The organism is Sphingomonas sp. GW821-FHT12D09, assembly GCF_058807215.1.
Genome location: NZ_JBXAQL010000005.1, coordinates 13,561 through 28,675 on the forward strand (window position 1 = coordinate 13,561; position 15,115 = coordinate 28,675).

At 66.7% G+C, this 15,115-nt stretch carries 15 protein-coding genes; 4 read left to right on the top strand and 11 right to left on the bottom strand.

Annotation, left to right across the window (positions count from 1 at the left end):
• Positions 1–87: 87 nt before the first annotated feature.
• From AC1RPL_RS19745 to AC1RPL_RS19765, 5 genes are all read right to left on the bottom strand, one after another.
• Positions 88–1,320, bottom strand: a complete 1,233-nt coding sequence (locus tag AC1RPL_RS19745; protein WP_493072406.1) for a methyl-accepting chemotaxis protein — start codon at positions 1,318–1,320, stop codon at positions 88–90.
• Between the two features lie 18 nt (positions 1,321–1,338).
• Positions 1,339–1,608 (bottom strand): hypothetical protein, encoded by a 270-nt coding sequence (locus tag AC1RPL_RS19750; protein WP_493071846.1) that lies wholly within the window; start codon positions 1,606–1,608, stop codon positions 1,339–1,341.
• 239 nt (positions 1,609–1,847) lie between these two features.
• Positions 1,848–3,029, bottom strand: coding sequence for a BaiN/RdsA family NAD(P)/FAD-dependent oxidoreductase (locus AC1RPL_RS19755; protein WP_493071848.1), 1,182 nt, complete (start codon positions 3,027–3,029; stop codon positions 1,848–1,850).
• On the bottom strand, positions 3,029–3,208 hold the full coding sequence (locus tag AC1RPL_RS19760; protein WP_493071849.1) for a hypothetical protein: 180 nt from the start codon (positions 3,206–3,208) through the stop codon (positions 3,029–3,031). The genes AC1RPL_RS19755 and AC1RPL_RS19760 overlap by 1 nt, the downstream gene beginning before the upstream one ends.
• 87 nt (positions 3,209–3,295) lie before the next feature.
• The gene (locus tag AC1RPL_RS19765; protein ID WP_493071850.1) at positions 3,296–3,553 is read right to left on the bottom strand and encodes an SWIB/MDM2 domain-containing protein; all 258 of its coding nucleotides are present in this window, start codon (positions 3,551–3,553) and stop codon (positions 3,296–3,298) included.
• Between the two features lie 283 nt (positions 3,554–3,836).
• Between AC1RPL_RS19765 and AC1RPL_RS19770 the strand changes: the two genes are divergently transcribed.
• Entirely contained in the window at positions 3,837–4,058 is a 222-nt protein-coding gene (locus tag AC1RPL_RS19770; RefSeq protein ID WP_493071852.1) for a hypothetical protein, read from the top strand.
• A 6-nt stretch (positions 4,059–4,064) separates the two neighbouring features.
• Here the strand turns inward: AC1RPL_RS19770 and AC1RPL_RS19775 are convergent, their stop codons facing one another.
• On the bottom strand, positions 4,065–4,457 hold the full coding sequence (locus AC1RPL_RS19775) for a BLUF domain-containing protein (protein WP_493071853.1): 393 nt from the start codon (positions 4,455–4,457) through the stop codon (positions 4,065–4,067).
• Between the two features lie 234 nt (positions 4,458–4,691).
• Here AC1RPL_RS19775 and leuA point away from each other — a divergent pair, with 234 nt between their 5' ends.
• On the top strand, positions 4,692–6,350 hold the full coding sequence (gene leuA, locus AC1RPL_RS19780) for a 2-isopropylmalate synthase (protein ID WP_493071854.1): 1,659 nt from the start codon (positions 4,692–4,694) through the stop codon (positions 6,348–6,350).
• Positions 6,351–6,383: 33 nt separating this feature from the next.
• On the opposite strand, the gene AC1RPL_RS19785 is transcribed toward leuA, so the two are convergent.
• Together AC1RPL_RS19785 and AC1RPL_RS19790 are read right to left on the bottom strand one after the other, a co-directional pair.
• Positions 6,384–7,907, bottom strand: coding sequence for a hypothetical protein (locus tag AC1RPL_RS19785; protein ID WP_493071856.1), 1,524 nt, complete (start codon positions 7,905–7,907; stop codon positions 6,384–6,386).
• 77 nt (positions 7,908–7,984) lie between these two features.
• Positions 7,985–9,112 carry a zinc-binding dehydrogenase gene (locus tag AC1RPL_RS19790; protein ID WP_493071857.1) on the bottom strand — a complete coding sequence of 376 codons (1,128 nt, stop codon included), beginning with the start codon at positions 9,110–9,112 and terminating at the stop codon, positions 7,985–7,987.
• A 142-nt stretch (positions 9,113–9,254) separates the two neighbouring features.
• Between AC1RPL_RS19790 and AC1RPL_RS19795 the strand changes: the two genes are divergently transcribed.
• Positions 9,255–10,412, top strand: a complete 1,158-nt coding sequence (locus tag AC1RPL_RS19795; RefSeq protein WP_493071858.1) for a GGDEF domain-containing protein — start codon at positions 9,255–9,257, stop codon at positions 10,410–10,412.
• Here the strand turns inward: AC1RPL_RS19795 and AC1RPL_RS19800 are convergent.
• From AC1RPL_RS19800 to folE, 3 genes are read right to left on the bottom strand one after another with little or no spacing between them, the layout of a single operon-like run.
• Positions 10,409–10,759 (bottom strand): dihydroneopterin aldolase, encoded by a 351-nt coding sequence (locus tag AC1RPL_RS19800; RefSeq protein WP_493071859.1) that lies wholly within the window; start codon positions 10,757–10,759, stop codon positions 10,409–10,411. The genes AC1RPL_RS19795 and AC1RPL_RS19800 overlap by 4 nt on opposite strands.
• The gene (locus AC1RPL_RS19805; RefSeq protein WP_493071861.1) at positions 10,752–11,516 is read right to left on the bottom strand and encodes an SDR family oxidoreductase; all 765 of its coding nucleotides are present in this window, start codon (positions 11,514–11,516) and stop codon (positions 10,752–10,754) included. Before AC1RPL_RS19805 ends, AC1RPL_RS19800 begins: the two co-directional genes overlap by 8 nt.
• Positions 11,516–12,136 (bottom strand): GTP cyclohydrolase I FolE, encoded by a 621-nt coding sequence (folE, locus tag AC1RPL_RS19810; protein ID WP_493071862.1) that lies wholly within the window; start codon positions 12,134–12,136, stop codon positions 11,516–11,518. The genes AC1RPL_RS19805 and folE overlap by 1 nt, the downstream gene beginning before the upstream one ends.
• A gap of 232 nt (positions 12,137–12,368) precedes the next feature.
• On the opposite strand from folE, the gene AC1RPL_RS19815 reads away from it, so the two are divergent.
• Positions 12,369–15,047, top strand: a complete 2,679-nt coding sequence (locus AC1RPL_RS19815; RefSeq protein WP_493071863.1) for a TonB-dependent receptor — start codon at positions 12,369–12,371, stop codon at positions 15,045–15,047.
• Positions 15,048–15,115: the final 68 nt, after the last annotated feature.

Consider the following 15,115-nt stretch of genomic DNA (forward strand, 5'->3'; position numbering starts at 1 on the left):
GGCTTGGAGCCGATAGGCACCTGCCTCCCTTTCGTCACCCGGCCTCGTGCCGGGGTCCACTGAGCCTCAAGCGTGTCGCAGGAGCCTCTAGTTCAGCGCTCGCCTCACGGTGGACCCCGGCACAAGGCCGGGATGACGAGCAGGGGACGAAACCGACCGGCTGTCTCGAATGTCGGTCGGTCCTAGGCAGCTTTTGCTACGATCCTGTGTCAGCGGTTCAGAAGCTGGCCCATTCCCCGGCTGCGGCGCCGACCGGCGCCGGCATGGCGAGCGGCTTGACCGGGGAGACATAGCCGCGCGGCTTTTGCGGGCGCGCGGGCGCGCGGGCACGCTGGTGCGGGGCGCGGCAGCGGCGCCGACATCGAACTTGCCGGCCTGTTCGCTGAGCGCGGCGACTTCGCCTGCGAGGTTGCGTGCGGCGGCGGAGGTTTCCTCGACCATCGCGGCGTTCTGCTGGGTCGAATTGTCCATCGTGCCGATCGCGGTGCTGATCTCGCCGATCGCCGTCGCCTGGGCGGCATTGTCGCTCGCCATCTGGCCGAGCAGGGCGTGGACCTCGCCGACATCGCCCGAGATATCGGCGAGCGCGCCATCGACCTTCTGCACCATCTCCACCGCGGCGACGATGTCGGTCTGGGTGGTGGTGAGCTGGTCGCGGGCACGGCCGGCTTCCTCCTCGGCGCGCATCGCCAGGGCGGAGACCAGGTCGGCGACGACGGCGAAACCGCGGCCCGCCTCGCCTGCGCGGCCGGCTTCGACCGCGGCGTTCATCGCGAGGACGCGGGTCTGGAAGGCGATCTTGTCGAGGCCTTCGATGACGCTGTCGATGCCCTTGGCGCTGTCGGCGACGCGGGTCATCGCCTGGACGGCTTCGTCGGTGATCGCGCGGCCGCCGGCGACGGTGGCGATGGCGCCGTCCGCGCGCTCGACGGTGCGCCCGGCCGAGGCGGCGGTGAGCTTCAGGCGCTGGTCCATCTGGGTGACGGCGGCGGTGGTCTGTTCGAGGCTGGAAGCATTGGCTTCGGTGCGGCGGGCGAGGTCCTCCGAGGCGTGGGCGATCTCGACCGAGCCGCTCTGGATCGCGTCGGTGCTCTCCATCACCGAGCCGATCAGGTCGCGCAGCGAGGCGAGCGCGGCGTTGAAGTCGGTGCGCAGCGTGCCGTAGCTGGCGGGGAAGTCCGCGCCGATCTCTGCGGTGAGGTCGCCGCGGGTGAGCCGCGCGAGGCTGGTGCCGAGCTGGGTGACGGCGACCGACTGCTCTTCCGACAGGCGGATCTGCTCGACCGCGTTGTCGCGGAAGGTGAGCATCGCCTGGGTCATGCGGCCCACGCAATCCTTTTACTCGGTGAAGTTGATCGCGCTGGAGAGGTCGCCGGCGGCGAGCGCCTCCATGCGGACCACGGTGGCGACATAAGGGTCGGCGATGGCGGCGCGGTAGCGGGTGCACTGGATCGCGGCGCCGCCGATCACCAGCGCGAGCAGCGGCAGGGCGAAGAGGGAGGGGACGAACATCCCGACGAGCGCGACGGCGATCATGCACCCGATCAGCGAGCTGAACGCGACGCGAAGCTTGAGGCGGATGGGCGCGGTGGCCTGGAACCAATGCATTAGGGAACACTCCTGAGGATAGGCGCCCCGCGGCATGCGGCCTTGGGACGCTTTCTCGCTCGGCCGTCCCTGGCACGTCCGAACTTGCCCTATTTGTAGGCGACACCTGGCAGAAACATTCGCGTTTCGCTGAAATTCAATAGGTGAATTCCCTGTAACGTTTACGTAAGGTGCCAAGGATGGCGAAGTGACGTTACGGAAGGCAGCGAATGGCGTGGCAAACGGCGGATTAACGCTGTTCAGAGCGCCAGGCCCGCCGCGCGGCCGCTGGCCCAGGCCCATTGGAAATTATAGCCGCCCAGCCAGCCGGTGACGTCCACGGCCTCGCCAATCGCATGGAAGCCAGGGAGCTTGCGTGCTTCCATCGTCTGCGAGCTGAGCTCGGCGGTGCTGATCCCGCCGACCGTGACTTCGGCCTTGGCATAGCCTTCGGTGCCGTTCGGGCTGAAGCGCCAGTCGGCGAGGTGGCGGGCGGCGTCCTCGAGCTTGCGGTCTGCCGTGTTGGCGAGTTCGGTGGGCAAAGCGAGCTTCTCGGCAAGCGCGTCGGCAAGGCGGGCGGGCAGGGCTTCGCCGAGCAGCTTGCGCAGCGTCGCGCGCGGGCGGGCGCGCTTGGCGGCGAGCAGCCAGCCGGGTTCGGCCTGGGGCAGGAAGTCGATGCCGATGCTCTCGCCGTGGCGCCAATAGCTCGATACCTGGAGGATCGCCGGGCCGGACAGGCCGCGGTGCGTGAACAGCGCGGCTTCGCGGAACGCCGCCTTGCCGGCGCGCGCGGTGACGTCGGTCGAGACGCCGGAAAGCTCGCGGAACAGCGTCTCCTCGCCGCTCAGGGTAAGCGGGACCAAGGCAGGGCGGGGCTCGACGATCTTGAGGCCGAAATGACGGGCGAGATCATAGGCGAAGCTGGTCGCACCCATCTTGGGAATGGAAGGCCCGCCGGTGGCGAGGACCAGGGCCGGCGCCTCGGCAATGCGGGTGCCGCAGGTGATGCGGAAGCGGGCGTCGGCATGCTCGACCCTGGGCGCGTCGCCGAGCCGGATCTCGACCTGCCCCCGGGCACATTCGTCGAGCAGCATATCGACGATCTGGCGGGCCGAGCCATCGCAGAAGAGCTGGCCGAGCGTCTTCTCGTGCCAGGCGATATGGTGGCGCTCGACCAGGTCGAGGAAATCCTGCGCAGTGTAGCGGCCGAGCGCCGACTTCATGAAATGCGGGTTCTGGGAGAGGTAGCGATCGGGCGCAGTGCCGATATTGGTGAAGTTGCAGCGCCCGCCGCCCGAGATCAGGATCTTCTTGCCCGGGGCCTCCGCATGATCGACGAGCAGCACGCGCTTGCCCCGCTGGCCTGCGGTGAGCGCGCACATCAGCCCCGCGGCGCCGGCGCCCAGGACGATGGCGTCATATGCAGCGGCGGGGGCGGGCATCAGTGCAGCTTGGCGATGTTCAGCCCGTCGAGCTTGGCGCGCTCCTTGACCGATTCCTCGCTGCGGGTGAGCGCCTTGGCGATGGCGCGCAGCGGCATGCCCTTCTTCGCCAGCGTGTGGAGCTTCTGGAGCTCGTCGGTGCGCCAGGGCTGGCGGTGGCGTTCGAACTTCTCGGCCATCATGGATCTCCTAAAGCAAAAGGGCGGGCCCCATGGGGAACCCGCCCTTCGCGTTTTCAGCGGCGGGGCTGGAAGCCCCGAGCCGGCTTACTTGACGTGCTTCGCGATGTGCTTGTTCATCTCGAACATCGTCACCTTGTCGGCGCCGAAGATCGGCTTGAGCGTCGCGTCGGCGAGGATCTCGCGCTTGTTCTCCGGGTTCTGGAGATTGTTCTTCTTGATGTAGTCCCACATCTTCGAAACGATCTCGCTGCGCGGCAGCGGATCGGTGCCCGTGATCTTGGCCAGCTCGGGCGAAGGGGTCACCGGCTTGGCGATACCGCCGCGTGCTTTGGTCTCGGCCATAATTCTTCTCCTGTTCCTGCCCCTGGACGGGCTATGCCTTCGTGGACGCTAGCGGCTTGTGCGAACCCTCAGCCGCTTTCCGCGCCTACGATGTACCGTGATGAGGACGTTACTCCTCACCTGACAACCCTTTGATCGTGCCAAAACGCGTCTGTCTAGAGAGCAGATGCGCCGAGACGGGCTCTTAGAGCGACATTTTGGGGATAAGTGGGGTTAAACCGCCGGTAGGAGAGCGGAAAAGGCCATGCTATCACGGCGAAAGACGGAAATTGGGGAGAGCGGGATGCGCGTTCTGGTGCTCGGTGGGTTGCTGATTCTGGCCGGCTGCGGGGGTGGCGGGACGACCGGCACCAACTATTCCGACCCGCCGCCCATGGCCGAGATCGTCGCCACGCCCAGTCCCAAGGCGACCGAGACGCCGGCCGAAGAGATCACGCCGACCCCGAACCCGACGGCCGAGGCGGACACGAATAGCGCCGCTGCGGCACCCGACAACGCGAACTGAGGCGGGTCAGGCCGCGCGGCGCGCCTCGGCAAAACCCTCGAACGTGGCACGCACATCCGGCGAGGCCTGGGCGACCAGCTGCGCGACACGCGCAATGAACGTGTCGGCATCGGCGCCCGGCAAGCGGTGCGCCATCGCCCAGTCGCCGAAATCGCGTTGATCGATGGTGCGGCGCGAGAGCAGCACGATCGCGCGGTGGCGGGGATCGGCCTCGATCCGCGCCAGGGCGGCCTCGACGCGGTCCTCGGGGCCTTCGAGCGCCTGCAGGAAGCGCTTGCCGTCCGAGTAGAGCAGGCCGGTGATGCCGTCGCGGTCGTTGTTCGCGCGCGACGCCGCCAGGATTGCGGCGCAATCGGCGTCATTCGCGCGCGCGGTGCTCACATAGACTAGTTGCAACATCGATCGATCTCCGAACCCCCTCGCGAAAATTCGCCTAGGGTCAAAGATTTAAGAAAAAGCATCTACGGAAGGTGGACAAAATCGGCCGGCTTGGCCATGGTCCGCGCCAACATGACGAACCACGCGCTTCTTGGTCTGCGACTTATCCGCCCTTAGGGGCCGGACGCGCACGCGCACGCCCCTAAGGGCATCTCACACGTTCAAAACCAAGTCTCCAGCCGAGAGAGAGCTGTCATGTTGCGCGATCCGAGTTCCAAATACCGTCCCTTCCCCCAGGTGAACCTGCCCGGCCGCCAATGGCCGAGCCGCACGATCACCAAGGCGCCGCGCTGGCTATCGACCGACATGCGCGACGGCAACCAGGCGCTGATCGATCCGATGGACGCCGAGAAGAAGACGCGCTTCTTCGAGCTGCTCTGCAAGGTGGGCGTGAAGGAGATCGAAGTCGGCTTCCCGAGCGCCGGCGCCACCGAGTTCGACTTCATCTCGGGCCTCGTCCAGAACGACAGGATCCCCGACGACGTGATCGTCCAAGTGCTCACCCAGTCGCGCCAGGACCTGATCGAGACCAGCTTCCAGAGCCTCAAGGGCGCGAAGACGGCGATCGTCCATCTCTACAATGCGGTGTCGCCCGCCTGGCGCCGGATCGTGTTCGGGATGAGCCGGGAGGAGATCAAAGCGATCGCGGTGGCCGGCGCCAAGGTGTTGCGCGACGAGGCCGCCAAGCAGCCCGATACCGACTGGCATTTCGAGTATAGCCCCGAGACGTTTTCGACTGCCGAGCTCGATTTCTCGGTCGAGGTCTGCGAGGCGGTGATGGATATCCTGCGCCCGACCACGGAGCGCCCGCTGATCCTCAACCTGCCGGCGACGGTGGAGGCCGCGACGCCCAATATCTATGCCGACCAGATCGAATGGTTCTGCCGCAACATCCGCAGCCGCGACACGGTGGTGATCAGCCTCCACACGCATAACGACCGCGGCACCGGCGTCGCTGCGTCCGAGCTCGGCCTGCTGGCCGGCGCAGACCGTGTCGAAGGCTGCCTGTTCGGCAATGGCGAGCGGACCGGCAATGTCGACCTCGTCACGCTGGCGCTCAACATGTACACGCAAGGCGTTGATCCGGGGCTGGATTTCTCGAACATCGACGAAGTCATCCAGACGGTCGAATATTGCAACCAGCTCCCCGTCCATCCGCGCCATCCCTATGCCGGCGAGCTGGTTTTCACCGCCTTCTCGGGCAGCCACCAGGACGCGATCAAGAAGGGCTTTGCGGCGCAGGAAGCGCGCAACGACGAGATGTGGGACGTACCGTACCTGCCGATCGATCCCAAGGATCTCGGCCGCGATTACGAGGCGGTGATCCGGGTGAACTCGCAGTCGGGCAAGGGCGGTGTCGCCTGGGTGCTCGAGCAGGACAAGGGCCTCAAGCTGCCCAAGCGGATGCAGGCAGACTTCTCGCGCCACGTCCAGGCGCTGGCTGACGAAACCAGCCGCGAACTCAATGCCGCGGACATCTGGGGCCGGTTCGAGCAGACCTACCTGCCGGGCGACAAGGACCGGTTCGCGCTGGTCGATTACGAGGAGACCGGCAGCGCCGGGCAGCGGCTTTTCGTGGGCCGGATCGCAGTGGACGGCGAGACGCGCTCGATCTCCGGGCGCGGAAACGGCCTGATCTCGGGCGTGATCGATGCGCTTGCCGGCACGACCGGGCCGAGCCTCGACGTGGTCGATTACAGCGAGCATGCGATCGGCCACGGCGCCGATGCGCAGGCCGCCGCCTATGTCGAATGCCGTACCCCCGACGGGCGCACCGTGTTCGGCGTGGGCATCGATGCGGACATCGCGACCGCTTCGGTGCGCGCGGTGCTGAGCGCGGCCAACCGGGCCTGAGTGCCGGGCGCGGCGGACCGCGCCTGGGCATTCTCAATCGTCGTCCTTGTCCTCGTCGCGGGTGATCAGCGCGATCGCGCCGTCGATGTTGCCCGTGTCGATCAGGGCGATGACTTCCCGCGGGATGTTGCGGTCGCGGCGGCGGTGCGGCGTGAAGGCGATCGGCTGGAGCAAGTCCCGGGCAGTGACGGCGTCACGCTCCAGCAGCTTCTGGCGTGCCGCCGCATAGCGGACGTCGCGGGTTTCCGGCGCGAGCACCACGGCGCGCATCAGGGCATTGATCGCGCCGGCGCTGGGCTTCTCCTTCGCCGCGACGAAGCTCGCATAATAGAGGTAGAGCGGCATCACGGCATTGGGGGCGGCGCGATTGGCCTTGAGATACCAGGCGCGCGCCGCGCCCCATAGCTTGGGGTCGGCGGGCTTGGCCTCTATCGCGCGCTGAGCCGCGACCTGGCCCTTGCGCACCAGTGCATCGATCATGGCCGGCTGAAGCGCCAGCGCGCGATCGGCCGCGGCATCGGCACGATCGAGGCGATCGGCGAGCTGCTCGATCTCCGCCAGCTCGGCCTGGACGACGGGATCGTCGGGATAGCGGCCGGCGATCCTGGCCGCGCTCATCGCCTGGCCCAGCCGGTAGTTCTTGGCGATGCCGTCCTTGAAGAGAAGATAGACGGGAAGCATTTCCGCCTGGCCGGGCGAGTATCTGGTGAGGGTGACGTTTAGCGACGCCTTGGGCGGCGGCATGCGCAGCGGCGGTGCGAGTGTGCCCTTGCGATAGGCCTCCAGCTCGTCTTCGAGCTTGTTCATGTCGCCGAACGCCTTCTGCGCGGCGGCATAGCTGCGCGTGCCCTTGTTCATGGCGGCGAGATAGGTGGCGAGCTGGCCGCTGCGCTGCGGGGTCAGCATCAGATAGCTGGTGAGCAGCCAGCCGCGGCCATAGAGGCGGTCGATATCGTCGGGATAGCCATAGGTTTCGGGCTCGAAGAGCTGCTTCATCCCGACGCTGCCGTTGCGCAGCCCTTCGGCACGGTAATTGGCCGGATAGCCGATGATCAGCGAGCCATCCTCCTCAAACGAGGCATTGGCGTTGAATTCGGCGAAGCCTTCCGAATACCAGAACGGATAGGCGATCGGGAAATTCGAGTACATGAAATGGTGGCCGTACTCGTGGCGCAGTAGCATCTGCGTGCTCCACCCGCCGACCAGTGCCTTCTGGTCTACCTTGGGCACATATTGGGTGAGGATGAACGATCCGGCCGCCCGGGGACTGTAATAGGCGACGACGTTGCCGCAGCGGCAGGTCCGGGCGAACAGATCGGGCGACAAGGCATAGACCTGAAGCGGCCGCGCGTGCCGATCGGGTGTGTCGGTGACGCCGTAGAGGAGCTGAAGTGCATGATCGAACCGCTCGAGCCGGAGGGCGAAGGCGCGCGCATCGTCTTCGCTGGCATCGATGGTCAGGACGAAATGATCGGTGCGGGCCTCGAGCCAGGCGGCATGTGCCGAGGGCGCCAGGAGCGACGCCGCAAGCGACGAGGCAAAACCGATGATCCGCATTCATTCCCCCGAAGCTGGCCCCGCCGCCTTATTCCCTTGGCCGCGCGATCCCGCAACCGGTCACGCGCGGCCGGCGCTTAGCGGCTCGGGTCGATCAGGTATTTCTCGCCGGTCGCGCGCTTCGCATAGGCAGCGACCACCATGGGATCGAGCGCTTCGGCGAGCGAGATCGTCGCGGTGTAGCTGCTGGCGAATGTCGTGGTAAGCTCGGCGGCGACGCGGGCGCGCAGGCGCAGCGTGCCTTCCATGCCGAGCTTCATCAGGAATGGCGTGACCAGGAAGCCGCTGACGCCCCAGGCCAGGCCATAGCCGCGGTCGAGCTCCATCGGCGACGTGTCGAGCATGCCGTAGACATAGACCTGCTTCCAGGTCGAGGAGCCGTAGCGGCTGTACGCGGTGGCGGTGCGGTTGGCGGCCGCTTCCATCGCGTGGAGGATCGTGTTGACGATCTTCCCGCCACCGATCGCGTCGAAGGCGAGGGTGGCGCCGGTCTCGGCGATCGCATCGGTCAGCGCCTCGCGGAAATCGGGTGCGCTGCTGTCGACGATGTACTTGGCGCCGATCTCGCGCAGGATCGCGGCCTGGGCCTCGCTGCGCACGATGTTCACCAGGGGTACGCCGTCGGCGATGCAGACGCGGTTGAGCATCTGGCCGAGGTTGGAGGCGGCTGCGGTGTGGACCAGCGCCTTGTGCCCCTCCATCCGCAGCGTCTCGACCATCGACAGGGCAGTCAGCGGATTGACGAACATCGAGGCGCCATCGGCGGCGGTGGCGCCTTCGGGCAGCGGGATGCAGTCGCGGGCATTGAGCTTGCGATACTGGGCGTACATCGACCCGCCGAGCATGCCGACCTTCTTGCCGAGCAGCGCGGCGACGTTCGCGCCGGCCTGCACGACGGTGCCGGCGCCTTCGTTGCCGACCGCCATCGACTGATCGAGCCGCGGCTTCATCGCGCCCATCCGGGCCGCGGGGATGTCGGCGGTCAAGGTCGGGCGATCGGCGGTGCCGCCGGCGGCGAGAGTCGCCAGGTCGGCGGGGCCGAGCAGCAGGCCGAGATCGGACGGGTTGATCGGCGATGCCTCGACCCGGACGATGATTTCGTCGGGGCCGGGGGCGGACAAGGTCACCGGCTCCAGCGCGAGCATGAGCTGGCCGCCGCTCGATACCGTCGACCGCAGCTCGAGGCCGGTCAGTGGGTCCGCCATTGCAACTCTCCTTTGTTGGCCGACCTAGATATCGCGCTTCCGCGCGGCGTCCAGCGGCAAGCGCCGTGCGGGGGAATCCGCACGCGGTAAGGGTGAAATTAACCCCTTGGAGGCGAGTATGGCGACTTCGGGGGTAGGTCGAGTGCTCATCAGCCTGACAGCAGTGCATGCATGCGTCTTCGCGACGCTGGCGTTGCTCGTGGGCGCGATCCGGATCGGGATGCGCAATGAATCGGCGCTGTCGTGGATCGTCGCAGCCTTGCTGTGCGGCACCACCGAGATGCTCGTCCTGTCGCTCGCGCGGCATGGCGAGGCCGAGTTGCTCGCGGCGACCCTGCTCGTGCCTCCGGCCTATCTCTGCTTCAGCCAGGCGGTGCGCATCTCTGCCGGCGGCAAGCAGCATTGGCGGATCATCGGCACCACCATCGCCCTGGTGGCCTGCGCGCTGGCGCTGCTCGTGCTCGGCGCGCCGTTCGTGATCATGACCGCGCCGTTCCAGCTGGCTTGCGCGCTGGCGCTGGGCGACGGGATCGCGCATCTGCGGCGGCGGCCGAGGGGCGTGGTCGACCACGCGCTTATCGGCTGCCTGGCGGTGCTCGCCGGGCTCTTCGTGCTGCGCATTCCACTCTATCCCGCATTGTTCGGGTTCGGCGTCGATTATCCCGGGATCATGACGACGGGGTTCGAGCGGAGCCTATTGCTCGCCTCGGCGCTGCTCACGCCGCCCTGCGTCTTCCTGCTGATCGCCAGGATCATTGCCGAGGTGATCGCCGACTACCGCATGCGCTCCGAGCGCGATCATCTGACCGGGGTGCTCAACCGCCAGGCCTTCGAGCAGGCGGTGCGGGCCGAGCCGCTGCGCGGCGGCGCAGTGATCTACTGCGATATCGACCATTTCAAGCGGATCAACGACCGCTATGGCCATCATGTCGGCGACGAGGTGATCCGGTTGCTCGCCGATATCCTGGCCGGAACCGGCTTCCGGGTCGGGCGGCTGGGCGGCGAGGAATTCGCGGTGTTCCTGCCCGGCAACAGCGCCATCGACTCCGCCGGACTGGCCGAGGTGCTGCGCATGCATTTCCATGGCAGCAGCCACCCGGCGCTGGCGCCCGACCACCGGCTGAGCGCCAGCTTCGGCGTGGCGGACTATGCCGCGGGAGAGTCGCCGGCGGAGGCGCTGATCCGCGCCGATGTCGCGCTGTACCGCGCCAAGGGTGACGGTCGGAACCGCGTCGCCACCTTCCATGCCTGGGACATGATGCCGGTGGTGCAGGCCCCGCCGCGGGCCGCCGCTGCCTAGCGCGTCCGGACGATCTCGCAGCCGATGCGGGCGTCGGGATAGATGTCGAGCTTCATCGAGCGGACGGTTACCTTGACCACCCGTGCGTCCTCGAAAGCCAGTGCGGCAACTTGGTCGCAGAGCGTTTCCTGCAGCTCGAAATGGCGCGATTCCACCAGCTTGCGGATGCCGGTTCGCAGGAAGTCGTAATCGACCACGGCGTCGATCCGGTCCTCGGGCGGCGCGGTATAGCGGCAGGTCATCGCGACGTGGAGCGTCACGCGTTGGGGCGCGGCGCGTTCCTCGGGGTGGATGCCCAGGCCCATCGCGACTTCGAGCCCGTCGAGCAGGATGGTGTACTCAGCCACGCGGGCGCTCCCGGCCTTCGAACATCACATCGCCGTCGCGTGGCAGGAAGCGCTGGCCGCAATCGACGAAGATGTTCTGCCCGGTGATGCTCTGGGTGGTGAGCAGATGCTCGACCGTCGCGGCGATGTCCGTCAGCGCGACCGGGCGCTGGAGCAGGTTCTGGCGGGCATGCTCGGCGAACTCCCCGGCGCTCTGGTCGAGGCTGGGGAGGGTGAGGCCGGGGGAGACGGCGTTGACCCGAATGCGCGGGGCCAGCGCGCGGGCGAGCAGCTCGGTCGCGGTGGCGAGCGCGGCTTTGCTCAGCGTGTAAGTGAGGAAATCCGGGTTCAGGTTGGCGAGCTTCTGGTCGAGCAGATTGACCACCGCGCCCTGGTCCAGGTCCTCCTGTGCCGCCAGCGCCGAGGCAAGGGCGATGGGGGCGCCGCAATTGACCCGCATATGCTGGTCGAGCAACGCGAAGTCGGTGAGGGGCAGGGCGTCCCAGGCGAATTGCGAGGCATTGTTGACCAGGCCCTGGATCGGGCCGCCAAGACCTTCGCGGGCGGCTTCGATCAGCGCAGGCGCGGTGGCCGCCTCGGCCAGTTCGCCGGTCACCACGCAGGCAGTGCCGCCCTCCGCCGCGATCTGCGCGCGCAGGCCCTCGGCTTCGTCGGGCGCGTGGTGGTGATGGATCGCCACCTGGTGGCCGCGTAGCGCGAGGCGGCGGGCGATCGCCGCGCCGATGCGTCTTGCGCCGCCCGTCACCAATATTCGCATCAATAGCCCATTAGCTTGAGCACTTCCTGGCGGCTGCGCTCGTCCTCGCGGAACACGCCCAGCATGCGGCTGGTGACCATGCCGACGCCGGGGGTGCGCACGCCGCGCGCGGTCATGCAGCCATGCGTCGCCTCGATCACCACGGCGACACCCTCGGGCTGGAGCCGCTCCCAGATGCAATCGGCGACCTGCGCGGTCAGCCGCTCCTGCACCTGGAGCCGGCTGGCAAAGCCGTGGAGCACGCGGGCGAGCTTGGAGATGCCGACGACGCGGTCCCTGGGCAGATAGGCGATCGACGCCTTGCCGGTGATCGGCGCCATGTGGTGCTCGCAATGCGACTGGAACGGAATGCCGTTGAGCAGCACGATATTGTCATAGCCGCCGACCTCCTCGAACACCCGGTTCAGGTGATGCGCGGGATCCTCGGCATAGCCCTGGCAATATTCCTTCCAGGCGCGGGCGACGCGTTGGGGCGTGTCGAGCAGCCCCTCGCGCTCGGGATCGTCGCCGGCCCAGCGGATCAGCGTGCGGATCGCATCGGCGACATTTTCGGGCACCGGAATCTTGGGCGGCGACGCGACGATATCGCCGTCTTCGGGGTCGTCGTGGTGATGCACCATTTTCGTCTCTTCCTTGGCCATTCCGGGCTTTACGCTACGGCAACTGCGATTCTGGCAGAAGCCGGGTGTGACTCTATTGTATCTACCCGGGAAAAACGGCCGGAAACTGCGGAGTTCCGCCCCTTATCCCCGTTGACGGGCTGAAAAATGCAGCGTTAGTTTCGCTGGCGATAAAAGCAACGCCGCGACCGGTACAAGCCGGCGTCGGCGCCCAGAGGAGGGGATCCACCCGATGAAGAAGTTCGACCTGCTCGCGGCAACCGCGGTCACGCTGTTCCTTGCGACGCCTGCCTTCGCCCAGCAGACCAACCCGGCGCCGGCACCTGCCGATGACAGCCAGGAATATCAGTCCGCCAACGAGATCGTCGTCACCGCGACCCGCCGTAACGAGACGGTGCAGGACGTGCCGATCGCGATCACCGCCATCGGTGCCGAAGAGCTCAAGAACGCCGGCGTGGACAATATCCGCGACCTCGAACAGCTCGCCCCCTCGGTGCAGAGCTCGACCGGCCAGTCCTCGGCGACCGGCACCACCATCTATATCCGCGGCATCACGACCGGCGGCGACAATCCCGGCTTCGAGCCCGCGGTCGGCGTGTTCATCGACGGCGTGTTCCGCGCCCGTGCCGGCGTCGCCATCTCCGAGCTTCCCGAACTGGAGCGCGTCGAAGTGCTGCGCGGCCCGCAGGGCACGCTGTTCGGCCGCAACACCTCGGCCGGCGCGCTGAGCATCTACACCGCGGCGCCGCAGTTCGAGACGCAGGGTTATGTCGAGGGCACCTACGGCAACTACAACGCGTATGGCATAAAGGGCGGGATCACCGGGCCTGTCAGCGAGCAGATCGCCCTGCGCCTGGACGGCAGCTACCGGAAGCGCGACGGCTTCATGAAGGATGCGAACAGCGACCGCCGCATCAACGATATCGACCGCTGGAACGTGCGCGGCCAGGCGCTGATCGACGCCGGTGACGTGACCTTCCGCCTGATCGGCGACTATTACGAAACCGACGAGCAGTGCTGCGGCACCGTCTCGACCGTGCGTGGCGCCATTTCCAACGTGATCAACGGCCTTGCCGCCGCATCGGGCCGCACGGGCATCTATACCGGCGCGCCGAGCGACCGCATCCAGGCCTTTTCGCCCAATCGCGACTATGGCGAGAAGGTGAAGGACTGGGGCTTCTCGAGCGAGGTCAACTGGGACCTGGGCGACATCAAGATGACGTCGATCACCGGCTATCGCGACTGGCGGGCGCTGCGTAACCAGGACATCGACTTCTCGGGCATCGATCGCGCCTATCGCAGCGGCTATCGCACCGAGCTGAAGGACTTCACCCAGGAAGTGCGCTTCCAGGGATCGGCGTTCAACGGCGCGCTCGACTGGCTGGTCGGCGGCTTCTACCTGCACGAGCAGAACAACCTGACCGACACGGTGCGGCTGGGCAATGACGCCAACCGCTTCGTCGATGCGACCTTCAATGCGCTGGCCGGCCCGTCGTTCGGCGGATCGGTGCAGTTCTACGGTTCGCTCGGCCCCACGGTGCCTACGCCGGGTGCGGTGTTCCTCAACCCCGCAGTGCCGAACTCATTGGCGGCGCTGAACGCCGTCTATGGCGCGACGCTCGCCCCGCTGGTCGGCTGCTTCCGCGCCCAGGCGGGCACGGCGCCGGCCGGCCTGTGCGTGATCCCGGGCTTCCCCGCGACGCCGATCCCCGGCCTCGCCGCACTGGCCGCCTCGCCGCTGCCAGGTGCCACTGCCGGCCAGGGCAACAACAACGACAATTTCGGCGTGAAGACCGATGCCATCGCGCTGTTCACCCACAACATCATCAATGTCAGCGACAATTTCTCGGTGACGCTGGGTGCGCGCTGGAACCATGAGCGCAAGGCGCTCAACGCCTCGATCAACAACAACACCGGCAGCTGCACCTTCTTCAACCAGGTGCGTGCCGGCCAGCCCGCGGCGACGGCCTATGCCAACCTGCTGCGCCAGCTCGGCATCTTCAACAACCTGTACCTGCTGAGCTGCAACCCGGCTGTGAACACCGAGTTCAACGGCAACTACACCGACAGCTTCACCGATGACGAGATCACCGGCACCGTGAAACTGGCCTACAAGGTGTCGAGCAAGCTGCTTGCCTATGCGAGCTACGACCATGGCTACAAGTCGGGCGGCTACAATCTCGACCAGGCAACCTTCGATTCGGTGCTGCTCGGCGGCAACGGCGCGCAGGGTTCGGACCTGCGCTTCGGCGCCGAGACCAACGACGCCTTCGAGATCGGCACCAAGTGGAGCCCGAACCGCGCCTTCTCGCTGAACGTCGCGGGCTTCTACATGAACTTCTACGGCCTGCAGTCGCTGGTGTTCTCGGGCAACAATTTCGTCGTCCAGAACGTCAACAAGAGCATCTCGAAGGGCGTCGAAATCGAATCGACGATCCGGCCGTCGAAGAACCTGACCTTCCAGCTTGGCTACAGCTATATCGACGCCAAGTACGCCGATTCGAACAATTTCGCCGGCACACCGCTCCAGGGCCAGGAAGGCAAGCAGTTCAACAACCAGCCCAAGCACACGGTGACCGGCGCGGTGACCTTCGAGCCGCAGGTTTCGAGCGGGCTCAAGGGGCTGATCCATCTCGACTTCCGCTACAACAGCGAAGTCGACATCCCGTCGAGCAACCCCGATCCGGTGACCGGCCACACGGCGATCCGCAACGAAGGCTATGCGCTGGTCAACGGCGCGATCGGCCTGCAGTCGAACAACGGCAAGATCCGCGGCGAAGTGTTCGTCGAGAACCTGACCAACACCTATTACTTCATCACCGGCTTCGCGGTGCCCGAGCAGACGGGCAATTATAACGGCTATCCGGGCTATCCGCGCTTCTATGGCGCGCGGCTGCGCTTCGGGTTCTGAGGCTGCGCCTTCGGGCGAGGAAAAGGGGCGCTCCGGGAGACCGGGGCGCCTTTTTCTCTTTGGAGAGA